Source organism: Paraburkholderia sp. J63 (genome assembly GCF_905220245.1).
In the GTDB taxonomy this organism is placed as follows: domain Bacteria; phylum Pseudomonadota; class Gammaproteobacteria; order Burkholderiales; family Burkholderiaceae; genus Paraburkholderia.
On the sequence record NZ_CAJMZF010000025.1, the window covers coordinates 57038 to 71791 of the forward strand.

At 64.9% G+C, this 14754-nt stretch carries 13 protein-coding genes; 6 read left to right on the forward strand and 7 right to left on the reverse strand.

Going from position 1 to position 14754, the window contains the following annotated elements:
- Positions 1-19 precede the first annotated feature (19 nt).
- On the forward strand, positions 20-2770 hold the full coding sequence (locus U5775_RS24420) for an excinuclease ABC subunit UvrA (protein ID WP_322060669.1): 2751 nt from the start codon (positions 20-22) through the stop codon (positions 2768-2770).
- Between the two features lie 84 nt (positions 2771-2854).
- Positions 2855-3979, forward strand: a complete 1125-nt coding sequence (locus U5775_RS24425) for a hypothetical protein (RefSeq protein WP_322060670.1) — start codon at positions 2855-2857, stop codon at positions 3977-3979.
- Positions 3980-4026: 47 nt separating this feature from the next.
- Here the strand turns inward: U5775_RS24425 and U5775_RS24430 are convergent, their stop codons facing one another.
- The 5 genes from U5775_RS24430 to U5775_RS24455 all read right to left on the reverse strand — a co-directional run bounded on the left by U5775_RS24430 (position 4027) and on the right by U5775_RS24455 (position 7872).
- On the reverse strand, positions 4027-4224 hold the full coding sequence (locus U5775_RS24430) for a CsbD family protein (RefSeq protein ID WP_322060671.1): 198 nt from the start codon (positions 4222-4224) through the stop codon (positions 4027-4029).
- A gap of 103 nt (positions 4225-4327) precedes the next feature.
- A complete protein-coding gene (locus U5775_RS24435; protein WP_322060672.1) occupies positions 4328-4576 on the reverse strand; it encodes a DNA-binding domain-containing protein in 249 nt (82 codons plus the stop codon).
- A gap of 7 nt (positions 4577-4583) precedes the next feature.
- A complete protein-coding gene (locus tag U5775_RS39525; protein WP_415913642.1) occupies positions 4584-6218 on the reverse strand; it encodes a DUF692 domain-containing protein in 1635 nt (544 codons plus the stop codon).
- A gap of 66 nt (positions 6219-6284) precedes the next feature.
- Positions 6285-6617, reverse strand: a complete 333-nt coding sequence (locus U5775_RS24450) for a DUF2282 domain-containing protein (RefSeq protein ID WP_322060674.1) — start codon at positions 6615-6617, stop codon at positions 6285-6287.
- Positions 6618-6858: 241 nt separating this feature from the next.
- Positions 6859-7872, reverse strand: coding sequence for a LysR family transcriptional regulator (locus tag U5775_RS24455; protein WP_322060675.1), 1014 nt, complete (start codon positions 7870-7872; stop codon positions 6859-6861).
- Between the two features lie 122 nt (positions 7873-7994).
- Here U5775_RS24455 and U5775_RS24460 point away from each other — a divergent pair, with 122 nt between their 5' ends.
- Positions 7995-9875 carry a sulfatase-like hydrolase/transferase gene (locus U5775_RS24460; RefSeq protein WP_415913643.1) on the forward strand — a complete coding sequence of 627 codons (1881 nt, stop codon included), beginning with the start codon at positions 7995-7997 and terminating at the stop codon, positions 9873-9875.
- A 45-nt stretch (positions 9876-9920) separates the two neighbouring features.
- On the opposite strand, the gene U5775_RS24465 is transcribed toward U5775_RS24460, so the two are convergent.
- Both U5775_RS24465 and U5775_RS24470 read right to left on the reverse strand, forming a co-directional pair.
- Positions 9921-10706 carry an enoyl-CoA hydratase/isomerase family protein gene (locus tag U5775_RS24465; protein ID WP_322060676.1) on the reverse strand — a complete coding sequence of 262 codons (786 nt, stop codon included), beginning with the start codon at positions 10704-10706 and terminating at the stop codon, positions 9921-9923.
- 18 nt (positions 10707-10724) lie between these two features.
- Positions 10725-11819: a LacI family DNA-binding transcriptional regulator gene (locus U5775_RS24470; RefSeq protein ID WP_322060677.1), complete on the reverse strand. Its 1095-nt coding sequence runs from the start codon at positions 11817-11819 to the stop codon at positions 10725-10727.
- Between the two features lie 448 nt (positions 11820-12267).
- Between U5775_RS24470 and U5775_RS24475 the strand changes: the two genes are divergently transcribed.
- From U5775_RS24475 to U5775_RS24485, 3 genes are all read left to right on the forward strand, one after another.
- Positions 12268-12666 (forward strand): RidA family protein, encoded by a 399-nt coding sequence (locus U5775_RS24475; protein ID WP_322060714.1) that lies wholly within the window; start codon positions 12268-12270, stop codon positions 12664-12666.
- An 18-nt stretch (positions 12667-12684) separates the two neighbouring features.
- Complete coding sequence (locus tag U5775_RS24480) at positions 12685-13989, forward strand: MFS transporter (protein ID WP_322060678.1); 1305 nt, start codon at positions 12685-12687, stop codon at positions 13987-13989.
- Between the two features lie 69 nt (positions 13990-14058).
- Positions 14059-14709 carry a flavin reductase family protein gene (locus U5775_RS24485; protein WP_322060679.1) on the forward strand — a complete coding sequence of 217 codons (651 nt, stop codon included), beginning with the start codon at positions 14059-14061 and terminating at the stop codon, positions 14707-14709.
- The last annotated feature ends 45 nt before the right edge of the window (positions 14710-14754 follow it).

Here is a 14754-nt window from a genome sequence, read left to right on the forward strand (position 1 = left end):
CATCCGACTCCGCGCCGCCATGACCAAGCCCACCCGGCACCGCAAAACCGACCCATCCCCCGAGCATCGCGCTTCCACCACGCACGCGCCCACCGGCTTCGTGCGGGTCCGGGGCGCAAGAGAGCACAACCTCAAGAGCGTCGACGTCGACATCCCGCGCGACGCGCTCGTGGTGTTCACGGGCGTCTCCGGCTCCGGCAAGTCGTCGCTCGCCTTCGGCACGCTGTACGCGGAGGCGCAGCGGCGCTATTTCGAATCGGTCGCGCCTTACGCGCGGCGGCTGATCGAGCAGGTCGGCGCCCCCGACGTGGACGCGATCGAAGGCCTGCCGCCCGCCGTGGCCCTGCAGCAGCAGCGCGGCGCGCCGAGCGCGCGCTCGTCGCTCGGCAGCGTGACGACGCTTTCCAGCCTCGTGCGGATGATGTATTCGCGCACCGGCAGCTATCCGCCGAAGCAGCCGATGCTCTATGCGGAGGACTTCTCGCCGAACACGGTGCAGGGCGCGTGCCCGACCTGCCACGGCCTTGGTCGCGTCTACGACGTGACCGAGCGCTCGATGGTCCCCGACGACTCGCTGACCATTCGCGAGCGCGCGGTGGCTGCGTGGCCGCCCGCGTGGCATGGGCAGAATCTGCGAGACATCCTCGTCACGCTCGGCTACGACGTGGACAAGCCGTGGCGCGATCTGCCGAAGAAGGACCGCGACTGGATCCTCTTCACCGACGAGCAGCCCACAGTGCCGGTCTATGCGGGCTTCACGCCGCAGGAGACGCGCGCGGCGCTCAAGCGCAAGGCGGAGCCGAGCTATCAGGGCACTTTCACGGGCGCCCGCCGCTACGTGCTGCATACCTTCGCGAATACGCAGAGCGCGTTGATGAAGAAGCGCGTTTCGCAGTTCATGCTCAGCAGCGAGTGCCCGTCGTGCCACGGCAAGCGCCTCAAAAAGGAGGCGCTCTCGGTGACGTTCGCGGGACTCGATATCGGCGAGCTCTCGCAATTGCCGATCGCGCGACTGGCCGCGCTGCTCGAACCGGTCTCGCGCGGCGAGTGGCCGTCCGACGCGGCAGCGTCGGGCGCGGCCACGCTCGATCGCGAGGCCCGGCGCGCGGCGACGGCGCGCCGTGTCGCGGCTGGCGGCTCCGCGCATGAGGCGGCGCCCGATGTGCGCCGGACGCCGAACCTGTCCGACGAGAAACGCATCGCCGCGCAGCGGCTCGCGATCGAACTACTGGAGCGGCTCAAGACCCTGATCGACCTCGGGCTCGGCTATCTCGCGCTCGACCGCGCGACGCCGACGCTGTCCTCGGGCGAGCTGCAGCGGCTGCGGCTCGCGACGCAGCTATCGTCGCAATTGTTTGGCGTCGTCTATGTGCTCGACGAACCGTCGGCGGGCCTGCATCCCGCGGACGGCGACGCGCTGCTCGATGCGCTGCAGCGCCTGAAGGCCGCGGGCAATTCGCTGTTCGTGGTCGAGCACGACCTGGGCGTGATGCGGCGCGCCGACTGGCTCGTCGATGTCGGACCTGAGGCTGGCGAAGCGGGCGGGCGCGTGATCTATAGCGGCCCGCCCGCCGGTCTCGCGGAAGTCGCGGGCTCGCACACGCGGCGCTATCTGTTCGGGGAGGGTGGACGTAGCGGACAGGGCAACGCCAGCGAGCAGGCGGCCGGCTCGCAGCCATGCAGGCGCCGCGAGCCGCATGGCTGGCTCCGTTTCGAAGGCGTGACGCGCAACAATCTGCACGGTCTCGACGCGGCATTCCCGCTCGGCTGCCTGACCGCGGTCACCGGCATCTCGGGCTCGGGCAAGTCGAGCCTCGTGAGCCAGGCGGTGCCGGACCTCGTCGCCGAACATCTGGGCCGCGCAGTCGATACGGCCGACGACGACGAAATCGACCCGCTGCTCGCGGCCGCGCCCGTGACGACGGATGGCAGGATCGTGGCCGGCATGGAGCGGATCCGCCGCCTCGTGCGCGTCGACCAGAAGCCGATCGGCCGCACGCCGCGCTCGAACCTTGCGACCTACTGCGGGCTGTTCGATCACGTTCGCAAGCTGTTTGCCGAGACGCCGGCCGCACGCAAACGCCGCTACGGCGCCGGGCGATTCTCGTTCAACGTCGCCCAGGGGCGCTGCCCGACCTGCGAGGGCGAAGGCTTCGTGATGGTCGAGCTGCTGTTCTTGCCGAGCGTCTACGCGCCATGCTCGACCTGTCATGGCAGCCGCTACAACCCGCAGACGCTCGAGATCCGCTGGCGCGAGCGCAACATCGCCGAGGTGCTCGCGATGACCGTGGATACCGCGTGCGAGTTCTTCGCCGGCGAGGCGCAGGTGATGCGCTCGCTTGGCGTGCTCCGCGACATCGGCCTAGACTATCTGCGGCTCGGCCAGCCCGCGACCGAGCTTTCGGGCGGCGAAGCGCAACGCATCAAGCTAGCAACCGAGCTGCAGCGCGCCCAGCGCGGCGACACGCTATACATCCTCGACGAGCCGACCACGGGCCTGCATCCCGCCGATACCGACCGCCTGATGGTGCATCTGCACGGACTCGTCGATGCGGGCAACACGGTGGTGCTCGTCGAGCACGACATGCGCGTGGCGGCGCAAAGCGACTGGATCGTCGACGTGGGGCCCGGCGCCGGCGACGAAGGCGGCCGCATCGTGGCGAGCGGGGTGCCGGACGCAGTGGCCCATGCCGCGCGGAGCCGCACGGCGCGCTATTTGAAGGCCGCGCTCGAGGCGAGCGACGCCGGCGAGCGACGCGCGGCACGTTGAGTGTGTCGCGAGCGGGCGCTGTTTACAGGCCGGATCGCCGCCGGTATCATGTTTTCTCAGAGCTTTTGAGAATTCTCAAATCGTATGAGAAAGCATGAGAAGCCGGCGGATCCCTGGCATTTTCCGCGCCCGGAACTGGCTGCCGCTTACCTGGACGCGTTTGCGCTGGGTTTGACCGCCGCGCGCGGGCTATTCGCGCGCCGGCGCATGGGCAAGACGGAGTTCCTGTGCAAGGACCTGCTGCCCGCGGCCGTCGAGCGGGGATATCTGGTGGCCTACACGAATCTCTGGGACACCGAGACCCCGGACATCGCGCTGGTCTCCGCGCTTGCGGAAGCACTCGAGCCGCGCGGATTCCGCGCCGTGCTCGCTGCGCTGGGCAAGCCTGTCAAAAAGGTCAGGGCGAGCGCAAAAGTACCGGGTGGCGCGGAAGGGTCCATCGAAGCGGAACTGGCGCAGCTCGACGCCGATAGCTCCATCACGATGCGCGAGGTGCTACGCCAGCTCGACCGCCAGAAGAAGCCGCTGCTGCTCGTCATCGACGAGGCCCAGGTGCTGGCGAAGGAGATGCACAGCACGTTCGCGCACGCGCTGCGCGCCGCACTCGACATTCGCAAGGAGCGCATCAAGGTCGTGTTTGCCGGCAGCTCGGAGACGACCTTGCGCGACATGTTCGCGCGTTCCTCCGAACCGTTCTACAACTGGGCGCCGCTGGAGCCGTTTCCGCTACTGGGGGATGAGTTCGTCGCGTTCACCATCGACCTGATGAACAGCATGGCCCGGCATACGCTGACGCTTGCGCAGGGCAGGCGTGCCTTCGACGAACTGCACCGTACGCCCGAGTTCTTCAAGCGCTTTATCGAGCGATTCCTGGTTTATCAGCCGCAGGGTGTCGAAGCGGCGCTCGAGCACACCAAGGACACCGTGTTCTCCGATGCGCACTTCATCCGTCAATGGGACTCCACTCATCCCGCCGACCAGGCCGTGTTGACGCTGCTTGCCGACGGCGACTCGGACCTGCATTCCGTAGCGGGGCTGGAGCGCTTGTCGGATCTCATCGGCAAGCCCGCTACGCGCAATACGGCGGGACACGCCCTGCGCCGTCTTCAGGACGCGAACGTCGTGACGCGACTCGGCGTGGGGAAATACCACATTGAGGATGAAGCGTTCGCCGAGTGGATTCGCCGACGCATTGCGCGCAAGCGCTGAGCGGCCCACCGCGATCGAGGTGGGCCGCCCGCTGGGGTAGAAAAGCGTTAAAGCGTACTGTCGAAGTCCTTCAACTGCCGCTCGGCCTCGTCGCGCGCGATCCCGTAACGTTCCTGGATCCTGCCGACGAGGTACTCGCTGTTGCCCTCGGCCACCGCGAGATCGTCATCGGTCAGCTTGCCCCACTTGGCCTTCAACTTGCCGGACAACTGCTTCCACTGGCCTTTGATTCGGTCTTCGTTCATCGTGAGCTCCATGTGTTGTTTGAGGCCACGTCGATATAGCAAGCGGCGTGCCGCCGACCCTCGCCGGTCGCCAGGCTCGCGCCGCCCGGTCATCGCCGGGGCTTCAGCGCGACCGGCGATGCGGCCCGATATCCGCTACGATACGGCAGACGGCGGGAAACGCGGCCTTCAGCGCCTCGACGAGCCCCATCGTGACGTTGTTCCGGTTGACGTTGAAGCGCTTGACGCTCGCCTTGCCATCGGGGCCGGTCAGGCCGCGCGGCACGGGCAGGTCGGGATCGAGCAGCGCCGCGGCAAATTCGCGCTGACAGGCTTCGAGGCTGCCTGGGCTGTAATGGATCGCAGATATCACGGAATCCTCACGATATCGGCGGCCGCGTCACGACGTTGGTCCACAACTGGCGAAGGCTGTCGACGCCGCCCGCTGTCGAGCTCCAGAGCGTCGTATCGCTGACGAGCAGCGTGCCCGCGAACGTTTCGGGCCGCGACTGCAGGAGCGCGTCAAACGTCTCGTGCTGCGCCGCGAACGGATGCGGCGGCGCGTGAGGATCGATGCGCTGGCGTGCGAGCACATCGAGCTGGTGGGCTGCGTCGCCCATCCGCTCGAGTTGCGGCAGATGCGGATGCAGATTGAAGTGCTCGACATTGTGGAGGATCCCTAAGCGGTCGAGCGCCTTTTCGGCTTCGACCGGTGCCGGAGATCCATCGGGCAGCGCGGCGGGACGCAGCCCGAAGCGGTTTTCCACCGGTACGCCGAGATCCGCGAGCAGTGAGCGCGCGAAGCCGCCAAACCGTTGGCGGGGCGGAATGGTCTTGTCGCCATGGTGCTCGAATTCTGCAATCTGGCGCGGCAGCCGGGCCGTTTCCGCGAGTTCATCAACGTCTCCAATATCGTGATGCGGGCAGACGAAGGCGAGGTGATCGGGTTGCGCGAGGAACGCGCGGATCGCCTCGACTTCGCCGCTTTCGGCCTTCTGCGCCGTGCGCAGCGAGTCGAAACTGATGACGATGAGCGTATCGACGCCGCTGAGCACACGCTCGTCGAGCGGCGTGAGCGTGCCGTTGTCGAGCACGCGCTCGATCTGTGTCACCGGCTGGCCGGTCAATGCGGTCGCGAGCTCGACGAACGCCGTGAAGTTGTGCTTCATGATGTGATCGAGAAAGCCCGCAATGCCCTGATCGTATTGCCCGGGGTCCGAGAATTCGTGGAATCTCGGGAAGCCCATCCGGCGGCTTTCGAACAGCGCGGGGAAGCGGTCGTCGATCACGGGGAGCGGCGCACCGCTTTCGCCGGGGCGGCTCCATGCGTAGTAGAGCAGAACGTTTCGATGATTCATGATGCGTGGACCTCGGTTCGGTCGTGACGGTCGTGGTGTGGCAGGGCCGCGGCCATGGCGGCCTCGGCGCGCGCGGCTTCGACGGCAAGCGTGGGCCAGCCAGGCAGCTTCGCGTCCCATTCGATCAGCGTGGGTAGCGCGCCGGTCCGGCGTATCGTGCAACCAGGTGCTCGCCTCGAAAGCCAGATACGTGGAAGGGTTTTCGAGCAGCATCTGCGTGCCCAACGTTTCCTGCACTTCGTCGACATGGTTCGCGACGCGCACGAGACTCTCCTTCGTGTACGGAAGCGGCAGCAGGTCGTCGAGAAAGCCGCAGTCGTGACTCGACCACGCGAGATGCTCGGAAAAGACGGCCGGCGCATAGCGCGTAATCAGCGTCTTGAGCCGCTGGAGATGGTCGCGATCGAGCGGACGGTCGGCGCCGATCGAAAGGCCCACGCCATGCAGCGAAAGCGAATAACGCGCGCCGATAGCGGAAAGATAGCGATGGGGCGGGCCGCCCGCGCCCATGTAATTTTCGGCGTGCACCTCGAAGAAGCCCACGTCGGGCCGCGATTCGAGAATCGTGCGGTAATGCTCGGCCTTGAGGCCGACGCCGGCGCGCGAGGGCAGCCGATCATGCGCGCGGAAGCGAGGGGAGAAAGAGGACGCTGACATGGCCTGTCGGGATCGAAAGCAACGTAGCGGTCCGGGCTTTGAAAAAAGCCCGGACAGGTATCGATATTAGACCTTCGGCGTCAGGCTGCCGGGGCCGTTCGGCGTGGAGATGCTCGTGCACGTTCCCTTCGGCACGAGCCGGAAGGCGTTGCCCTGGTAGTCGGCGGCGCTCGTGCCGGCGCAGGTCGTGCCCGCGCCCGCGTAGCAGTCGTTGTGGCCCTTCAGCGCCGTGCCGAAGCAGGGCTCGACCTTGCCCGACTTCACGAGTGCGGTGTGCTCGGCCTGGATTTTCTTCTGGGCGTCCGTGAACTCCTGCGCGCTCGCGGGCGTGATGGAAAGGGCAGCGAGGGCAGTCGCGAATGCGCCGGCAACCAGACCGGTCATTTTGTAATCGGCCATGCGATATCTCCGAGATAAAGAGAGAGCAACGATCTTCGAAAAGATCGCCATAGGAGCATCAGGGACGGGGGCCCCAGGTCAGGAAGAAGAGCGGCCGTATCGTGCCGCTCGTTCTGCCGCGATGATGGGTCACCGCTTGCTCAGAATACGGAATGGGCGCAGGCGAAAGATTGCACGGTCTTGTGCGATTTGGTCTCGGATTGCCGGGCGCCGAACGAACGGCGTTCGCGGCGACGGCGTGTCACGAGCGGGCGCGCCTCGCGTCCGCCGCATGATGGAGCGCCTTGAGCACCATCGCCACGGCGCTGCTGCCCGGCGAGTGGCTCAATACGCCGATGGTCGGCGCGATCGTCGAAAGCCGCAGCGGTAGCATGCTGAGCTCGCGTGCCGCGTCACGCTGGTTCGCGCGCGCCGCCGAAGCCACGAACAGGCAAGGCAACTGCTGCGCCACCGCACGATTCGTGTAGTGAGAGGCCGACTCCATCACGATCCGCGGCATCGGCTTGCCTGCCTGCGCAAACTCGGCTTCGAGCGCGATGCGCATGGGCGAGCCGGCCGGCGGGGCGATCCACGGAAACGCGGCTGCCTCCGCCCAGCTTACGCGGCTGCGTTTGTGCAAGGGATGATGCTTGCCCGCGACCACCACCATTTCCTCGCGCAACAGCTCTTCGACATGAAGCCCCGCGGCCAGCGCCGTGGTCTCCAGCCAGCACACCAGCAGATCGAGTTCGCGCCGCTGCGCCTGCGGCAGCAGGTGATCGAGCGTGTTGACGCGCACGTTGAGCTGGATCGGCATGTCGTGCTGATGGAGCCACGCGAGCGCGCCCGCCATGAACACCTCGTCCATATTGGGCAGCAGACCGATCGTCAGCGGCCTGCCCACGCCGTGACGCAGCGCCGCAAACTCGGGCTCGATCTCGCGCAGATCGTTGAGGATGCGCGCGATGCGTTCGAGCATGACTTCGCCATAAGGGGTGGGCTGAACGCGGCGCGAGGTCCGTTCGAAGAGCCGTAGCCCGAGCTGCTCCTCGAGCTCGCGCAGCCACTTCGACAACGCGGGCTGCGTGACGGAGGCCGCCTCCGCCGTGCGCGCGAAGCTGCGGTAGCGGCCGAGCCAGGCGAGCGTTTCCAGATCGCGCAGACGCAGACGGCGGAGTACGCTGGGCAGGGCGTCGGTGCCCGCCAGCGCCGAGGGTGCGGAGGGTGCGGAAGCTGACGAGGCCGTGTCGTGCATGGTCGTGCGTTTTCTATTCATGTCCTGGAGGTTATGGATTATGCAGAAACTTTCATCGAATCGCACGGCCTCCTGGCGAATAATGCAGCACACCCACAAGGCGGCGCCGCACGGCAGCACGCCACACACCACGGAGACACAACGTGACGAACAAGGTAGACACCGGCGCATCCGACGAGAGCAACAGCGTGCCGCCGGGCCGCCTCGGACGCAGGCAATTCCTGAAGGTCGCCGGCGCCGCCGTGGCGGCCGCCGGCGTTGGCACCACGGCGGCCGTTGCGGAGGCGGCGAGCGTTGCGCCGCGCGCGGCGAGCGCCGGGGCCGACGACGCACCGGCCTTCCGCCAGGCCGCCGCGGCGCCCGCGCAGGCGCCCGCCGGCTACAACATCCTTTTCATCCTGACCGATCAGGAGCATCACTTCGACGCCTGGCCGTTTCCGGTGCCGGGCCGCGCGGCCATGCGGCGCGACGGCATCACCTTCACGAATCACCAGATCGCGTCCTGCGTGTGCTCGCCATCGCGATCGACGATCTACACGGGCCAGCATACGCAGCACACCGGCGTGCTCGACAACGCCGGCATGCCGTGGCAACCCGACATGTCGACCGACATACGCACGATCGGCCACATGATGCACGATGCGGGCTACTACGCAGCCTATCTCGGCAAGTGGCATTTGAGCTCGACGCTCCAGGAAACGGCGAGCCCCTATAACGCGCCCGTCTCCGACTATCACCACACGATCAACGAATACGGCTTCGAAGATTACTTCGGCGTGGGCGATCTGATCGGCATGGTGCGCGGCGGCTACAACTACGACGGCATCACGACCGAATCGGCCGTGAGCTGGATGCGCAGTCATGCGCCGCGTCTCGCGAAGGAGGGCAAGCCCTGGTTCCTCGCGGTCAATCTCGTGAATCCGCATGACGTGATGTTCGTGAACACGGACACGCCGGATTCGAAACTGCAGGAGCAGAGCCATCCGGTGCTCGGCAACGCGCATCCGCCCGAAGACGCGCTGTATCAGCAGAAGTGGGACAACGTCCCGCTCGTGGCCTCGCGCCGTCAACCTTATGACGAACCGGGACGCCCGCCTGCGCACGGCATGTTCGACGAAGCCCACGCCAATCTCGTCGGCAGCTATCCGTTCACCGACGAGCGCATCCGGATTTATCAGGACAACTATTTCAATTGCATTCGCGATTGCGACACTCACGTGGTGCGTCTGCTGCAATCGCTGAAGTCGCTGGGGCTCGACGAGCGCACCATCGTCGTGATGACCTCCGATCACGGCGATCATGTGGGCGCGCATCAACTGGTCGGCAAGGGCGCCACGGCGTACAAGCCGCAGAATCACGTGCCGCTCGTGATTCGCCACCCGGCGTATCCGGGCGGCAAGCAGTGCAATGCGCTCACCTCGCATATCGACGTCGCGCCTACGCTGCTGGGTCTGACCGGACTCGACACCGCGCGCGTGGCGACGATTGGCGGGCCGTCGCTCAAGGGGCATGACCTCACGAAGTGGCTGGGCGCACCGGAGACCGCGCGCACCAATAGCGTTCGCGACACGGCGCTCTTCAACTACGCCATGCTGCTCTATTACGACAGCGAGTGGATGCTCAAGGAGTTCAAAACGCTGCACGAGAAGGGCGTGCCGCCCGACGAGCTACTGCGCCGCGCGCTGGCCCAGCAGCCCGATTTCCGCCTGCGCGGGACCATACGCAGCGTGTTCGACGGCCGCTACCGGTTCTCGCGCTACTTCTCGCCGCTGCAGTTCAATACGCCGGATTCGCTCGAGACGCTGTTTGCGAAAAACGATGTGGAGCTTTACGACCTGGCGAGCGATCCGGGGGAGATGCGCAATCTGGCGCTTGACCGCAAGCGCAATGGCGAACTGCTGCTCGCCATGAATGAGAAGCTCAACCATGCGATCGCGAATGAAGTGGGCGACGATAGCCCCGATGTCATGCCGATTCGTGACGGGAAGGTTCAGTTGACGATACGGGCGCATGGGGGGGCGTAAGGGCTGAAAGCGCGGCTGGAAAAGCCGCGCGATCCGCCCTTCGCGTCAGCGGCCCTTGAATTCCGGCGGGCGTCTTGCCGCAAACGCGGCGACGCCTTCGGCCGCATCATGGGTCAGCAGTAAATCGCGCTGGAGCTCGGCCTCCATTTTCAAACCTTGTTTCATCGGAAGACCGAAACTGGCAAGCAGCGCACGCCGCGCTGCCACCACCGCGAGCGGACCGTTCCTGACTATCCGCCGGGCTATCGCGAGCGCCGTGCCTTCGAGTTCGTGCGGTTCGACCAGGTCGGTGATCAGCCCGCAGTTCAGCGCCTCGTCGGCCCGGATTTCGTCGCCGGTCAGGATCATTCTCATCGCCACGCCAAGCCCGGCAATTTTGCCGAGCCGCTGCGTCCCGCCGCCTCCGGGCAGAATTCCCCACCTGACTTCGGGCAGCGCGAAGCGTGCGTTGCGCGTGGCGATGCGGATGTCACAGGCCAGCGCCAGCTCCAGGCCTCCCGCCACACAAAAGCCGTCAATGGCGGCAATCGTGGGCTTCACGACATCCTGATCCGCCGTCAATCCACCAAAGCTGACCGTTGCATCGTCAAGCGCTTGCTCCGCCATGCTGCGACGATGCGCAAGGTAGTCCAGGATATCGGCGCCGGTGCAAAATGCACGCTCACCCGATCCGGTCAGCACCGCGACTTTCAAATTCGCGTCTTCGTTGAACCGCTTCCAGGCAGCCGCCAGAGCGCGATCGTGCTCGACATCGAGCGCGTTGAGCCGCTCGGGCCGGTTAATGGTGAGATGCGCGATATGTTGGTCGATGACCCTGAAATCGATTGACATGGTAAGTTCCCCGAACGATCAGACCGGCGATGCCGCTTTCGCTCGGGGCGTACGCGGTCGCTTGGGCGCAGCGGTCTTGCTCGCGGCGGGAGCCTGATCCGGAATGCGATGGGGACCGTCGGAAGCACGGATGATCAGCTCCGGTGCCCAGACTTCCTGAAGATCGCGAGGCGACCCGCCCGCCAGTCGCTCGAGCAGCATTTCCGCCATCCGCTTGCCGGCGCGATGCGTTTCTGCCGAAAAGGTGGTCAGCGCCGGCTGCACATAGCGCCCAATGGGATGGTTGTCGCCGCCAATCACGCCCACGTCGCGGCCCGGCGTTCTCCCCGTTTCCGTGATACCGCGCAACACACCCAAGGCGATCAGGTCGTGGCCGCATACGATGGCCGTGGGCGGGTTCGGGAGGGCAAGCAGGCGGCGCGCAGCGTCCGCGCCGCCTTCTTCGGATATCGCCGCTTCCACGCAGAGGGCCTCGTCGTAGGGGATGCCCGCGGCACGCAATGCCTCGCCGTAGCCCGCATGTTCGAGGTGGCTGAACATCAGGTACTCGGGGGCATGAACCAGAGCGATGCGACGATGACCCAGTGAAATGAATCGCGCACAGCCGGCGCGGCCCACGACGTGATGATCGATATCGACGTAAGGGAAGTCGTCGGACGTCTCGCTGCGGCCGAACGCGACAAACGGAATGTCCTGCTCGAGCAGATAGGCGATGCGCTCGTCCTGGCGGCGCGTGCGCCCGAACAGCAGCGCATCGACGCGCTGGCGTTCGATGAGGCGCCTGAAGACATCGATTTCCGCTTCGAGCGTTTGCGCGGACGCCACAATGACCTGATAGCCGCTGTTCTCCATCGCTTCGTTCACGCCCATCAGCATGTCCAGAAAGAAGGGATGCGCGAACGAAGTTTGCGGGGGCGAGACGACGAAGGCGACGGTGTCGGCCGTCTGCCGGCGCAAGCGTCGTGCGGACGGATCGGGCGAAAAGCCGTGCAGCTCGGCGGCTTCCAGCACGCGTTTGCGTGTGGCCTCGCTGACGTCCTCCCGGCCGTTCAGCGCCTTCGACACGGTGCTGATGGAGAGCTTGAGCGTGGCGGCAAATTCCTGAATGTTCATTTCACTTTCTCTGGATCGGCGGCGAGCGGCGCCTCGAAAACGATTTTGCCATTCTACGCCACAACGCGGCCGTATCAAGGACTTGCGACGGCGTGCTGGGCAAAGAACGATTTCGGGCGGCGTCGCGCGAGTGGGGCGGAGTACACATCGTTGCGACGGTGTATACCCGTATATGACCCCTATAAGAAAGCCTCAAACAGCATGTTGAGTCGTGGCCTGAAGGCTTGCGCGGCGCGGCTTTCCGGGTAATTCGCCTTTCGGAGCCCGGACAGAAAACGATTTCGTAATAGGTTTTTGATTCTTGAGTTTCCATGGATCGCCTGCTATCTTGCAATCGAAATCGTTTTCGAAAAAGAGCGGAGACCGGCATCCCTGCCATTTCCGCCTTCGTGGTCCCACTAGCCCAGGTGAGCGTCCAGAGGAGACTGCCTGGCATACCTATCTAATGGTGAGCGCTTTGATCGAACATATCGTGACCGGAAAGGCCCCTTTGCCGCGCGGGCACTACGCACAGGCGACGCGGGCAAACGGGCTGGTTTTCGTCTCGGGTCAGTTGCCCCTTGCGGCCGACGGCGAGGTGACGCTGGCGGAAGGGCTCGAAGCACAGGTGCGTCAGGCGCTTTCGAACGTGCGGGAAATCCTGCTGGCGGCAGGAAGCGACATGGGAAAGCTTCTGAGCGTGCAGATCTTCGTAGCCGATATCGAGTCCTGGCCGCGCGTGAACGAGATCTATCGGGAGTTCGTCGGCGACCCGGCGCCCGCCCGAACCGTAGTCCCGTGCGGCCAATTGCACTATGGCGCGCAGGTCGAGATCAGTGCGATCGCCCTTTGCGGTGACGCGCCTTGACGCATAGAGGAGATCGAAATGCAGATGTTTGACTGGTATCGGGCAGCCACGCCGGCAGAGCGGCGCACGTTCTGGGGATGCTTCGGCGGCTGGACCCTGGATACGTTCGACAATCAGGTTCTGGCGTTCATTTTGCCCGCGTTGATGGCGGCGTGGCATTTCTCGAAGGCGGAGGCGGGTTTGATCGCGACTTCGTCCCTGCTTGCCGCCGCGGTGGGCGGGTGGCTCTCGGGCATTCTGAGCGACCGCCACGGACGTGTGCGCGTGCTGACATGGTCGATCATCTGGTTCACCGTGTTCAGCATTGTTGCTGGTCTGACGAACTCGTATCCGCAGTTGCTGATCGTGCGAGCGCTGCAAGGTTTTGGCTTTGGCGCCGAGTGGGCGGTTGGCGCCGCGCTCATGGCTGAGGTCGTCAATCCGGCCCATCGGGGCAAAGCGTTGGGTCTCGTGCAGAGCGGCTTCTCCATTGGCTGGGCGCTTGCCGCTATCGTCACGGGCCTGCTGCTCGCGTATCTGCCTGCGTCGGTTGCGTGGCGGTCGGCGTTCTGGGTCGGCGTGATTCCCGCGCTGATCGTGCTGCTGATCCGTCGATATATTCCCGAGCCGGCCATGTTCCGCGAAATGAAAAAAGCGACGGGCGGCGAGGCGGTCGCGACATGGCGCTCATCGTTCCGGCGTGACATCCGCCGTTCGAGTCTCCTCGCGGCACTGCTGGTGACGGGGCTGCAAGGAAGCAGCTACGCCATCATGATCTGGCTGCCTACGATGCTGGTTCAGGTTCGCCACTTTCCCGCAACGTCCGTAGCCTTGATGGCGACGATGATGAGTGTCGGGTCGTTCATCGGGCAGGTGGGTTTTGCGTGCCTCAACGACTCGCTGGGACGTCGTTTGACTGCGGCGATTTTCTGTCTATTCTCGGTAGTCCTTACCGGTTGCTATCTGCTAGTTCCCATGAACGCCTGGTTGCTGGCGGCGTTGGGGCTTCCCGTCGGCATGGGCATCAATGGCGTATTTGCCGGAATCGGACCCATGTTGTCGGAACTGTTCCCAACCCAGATTCGAACGACGTGCATGGGGTTCTCGTACAACGTCGGAAAGTCGCTGGGCGCGCTGAGCGTTGCTCTCGTGGGCGTGGTTGCCGGGCATCTGGGCCTTTTGGGCGCGATCGCACTGTTCTGCTTCATTGGCTACTTTTGCGCACTGCTTGCGCTGGCGTTCCTGCCTGAGACGCGCGGCCGCGATCTTTCGAATATCGCGCCCGTCGAGGAAGCCTATGGTCAGGCGGACTTGCTGGCGCACGCCACGTCTGTCCGGAGATAGCACGTCCTGCCATAGACGCGAGATTGGGTTGATTTTGTATTTGCACACGCTGAAACATTGGAGATACGCATGAGCAGGGAAGCGGGGATCGATCTCGTCGATTCCGAAGCGGTTGTCGAGTTCTATGATCCCGCGACGGGTCATGGTCTGCCCCACGATCCGTTCAAGGCCATCGTCGCACCGCGCCTGATCGGCTGGGTCTCCACGCGTTCGTCGCGCGGTCAGCTCAATCTTGCGCCGTACAGTTTCTTCGGTGCGTTCGCGTCGGTTCCACCCATCATCGGCTTTTGCAGTGAAGGCCGCAAAGACAGTCTTCGCAATGTCGAAGCCACGCGCGAATTCGTCTGGAATCTCGCCACGCGCCCGCTTGCGGAGCAGATGAACCGCACGTCGGCGCCCGTTGCGCCCGATATCGACGAGTTCGAGCTAACCGGCCTCACGCCCGTTGCGGGACGCAACGTATCGGTTCCACGCGTGGGTGAATCGCCGGCGGCGCTCGAATGCAGGCTGCTCCAGGTCGTGCAGTTGCACGACCTGAATGAGAGGCCTACCGATAACTGGCTCGTGCTGGGCCAGGTGGTCGGCGTGCACATCCAGAAGGCGTACCTGAGGGATGGCCTCTTTGACACGCATGCCGCGCAGCCGATCATGCGTGCGGGTTATCGCGGCGACTATGCCCAGATCGGCGAAATCTTCGAAATGATCCGGCCAGTGTTCTGAGCGTTCCTAATTAAGACGAAAGCGTTTTATTCAAAGTGAGAGCAT

Excerpts from the sequence above, each read along its gene's own strand:
- U5775_RS24420 (WP_322060669.1), top strand. The coding sequence starts at position 20 with ATGACCAAGCCCACCCGGCACCGCAAAACCGACCCATCCCCCGAGCAT.
- U5775_RS24430 (WP_322060671.1), bottom strand. The coding sequence starts at position 4,224 with ATGAACGAAGACCGAATCAAAGGCCAGTGGAAGCAGTTGTCCGGCAAG.
- U5775_RS24480 (WP_322060678.1), top strand. The coding sequence starts at position 12,685 with ATGCAGATGTTTGACTGGTATCGGGCAGCCACGCCGGCAGAGCGGCGC.
- U5775_RS39525 (WP_415913642.1), bottom strand. The coding sequence starts at position 6,218 with ATGTCAGCGTCCTCTTTCTCCCCTCGCTTCCGCGCGCATGATCGGCTG.
- U5775_RS24450 (WP_322060674.1), bottom strand. The coding sequence starts at position 6,617 with ATGGCCGATTACAAAATGACCGGTCTGGTTGCCGGCGCATTCGCGACT.
- U5775_RS24455 (WP_322060675.1), bottom strand. The coding sequence starts at position 7,872 with ATGAATAGAAAACGCACGACCATGCACGACACGGCCTCGTCAGCTTCC.
- U5775_RS24485 (WP_322060679.1), top strand. The coding sequence starts at position 14,059 with ATGAGCAGGGAAGCGGGGATCGATCTCGTCGATTCCGAAGCGGTTGTC.
- U5775_RS24470 (WP_322060677.1), bottom strand. The coding sequence starts at position 11,819 with ATGAACATTCAGGAATTTGCCGCCACGCTCAAGCTCTCCATCAGCACC.
- U5775_RS24425 (WP_322060670.1), top strand. The coding sequence starts at position 2,855 with ATGAGAAAGCATGAGAAGCCGGCGGATCCCTGGCATTTTCCGCGCCCG.
- U5775_RS24465 (WP_322060676.1), bottom strand. The coding sequence starts at position 10,706 with ATGTCAATCGATTTCAGGGTCATCGACCAACATATCGCGCATCTCACC.